The sequence below is a fragment of the Dietzia sp. HMSC21D01 genome (genome assembly GCF_001815995.1).
GTDB lineage: Bacteria > Actinomycetota > Actinomycetes > Mycobacteriales > Mycobacteriaceae > Dietzia > Dietzia cinnamea.
Genome location: NZ_KV823754.1, coordinates 1 through 1,246 on the forward strand (window position 1 = coordinate 1; position 1,246 = coordinate 1,246).

General features: G+C 77.1%; 1 protein-coding gene. It reads left to right on the top strand.

All coding sequences use genetic code 11. The features are described 5' to 3' along the window. Positions 1-1,246: bifunctional ADP-dependent NAD(P)H-hydrate dehydratase/NAD(P)H-hydrate epimerase (locus tag HMPREF3086_RS03175; RefSeq protein WP_070720147.1), on the top strand; the 1,246-nt coding region annotated here is incomplete at both ends.

The following is a 1,246-nucleotide window of genomic DNA, read 5'->3' on the forward strand; positions in this document are numbered from 1 at the left end:
TCCTGGTGGGGAGCGGCGACAACGGCGGGGACGCCCTGTACGCGGGCTCGATCCTCCGGGGCCGCGGGTGTCGCGTGGAGGCCGTTCTGCTGAGCCCGGACCGGGTGCACGAACGCGGTCTCGCCGCCCTGCGTCGCGCCGGCGGGCGGGTGCGCGGCGCGGAGGCCGGGGGCTCCGACGTACCCGTTCCCGATGTCGCCGTCGACGGCGTGGTGGGTCTGAACGGTAGGGGACCGCTGCGCGACCAGGCGGCGCGGATCGTCGAGGGCATGGTCGCGGCCGGCGTGCCGTGGGTGGCGGTGGACCTGCCCAGCGGGATCGACGCCGACACGGGAACTGTCCACGAGCCGCACGTGCGGGCGACGCTTACCGTCACCTTCGGGATGCTGCGCCGCGCGCACCTGCTCGCCTCGCCGGAGTGCGGCAGCGTCGAGCTGGTGGACATCGGCCTGACCGAACCGCCGGCCGGGCCGGCGGCCGTGCGGTGCCCGGACCCCGCCGAGGTGGGGCGCCACTGGCCGGTGCCGGGGCCCGACGACGACAAGTACACGCAGGGCGTGGTCGCGGTGCGCGCCGGGTCCGAGCGGTATCCGGGCGCGGCGGTGTTGTGCGTGTCGGCGGCGGTGGCGGCCACGTCCGGGTTGGTGCGGTACGTGGGGTCGGGGGCGGACGCGGTGCTCGCCGCCCGCCCCGAGGTGGTGTGCCACCCGACGGTCGCCGACGCGGGGCGTGCCCAGGCGTGGATCGTGGGGCCCGGCGGTGGGACGGGGCCGGACGCGGTCGCGGACGTCGACGCGGCCCTCGCGGAGGGGCGACCGACGGTGCTCGACGCGGATGCCCTCACCTGTGTGGCCGCCCATCCGGTCCTGCTGCGGAGCGCCACCGCTCCGGTGCTGCTCACCCCGCACGCCGGCGAGTTCGACCGGCTCACCGGCGGGTGGGACCGCGGCGACCGCCCCGGCGCGCTGCGCCGGTACGTCGCGGGTCTGCGGGACCGTGGGATCGAGGCGACGGTGCTGCTCAAGGGGCGTGTCACCCTGGTCGACGACGGCGAGACGACGTTCGCGGTGGACTCCGGTTCCTCGTGGGCCGCGACGGCCGGTTCGGGAGATGTGTTGGCCGGGATCGTGGGCGCGTTGCTCGCGAGCGGCAGGGCGGTGCACGGATCTCCGGCGCGGCCGGCGGTCGAGGCGGTCACGGTGCACGGGGAGGCAGCGCGCCGGGCGGCGCACCGGCACACCGTGGG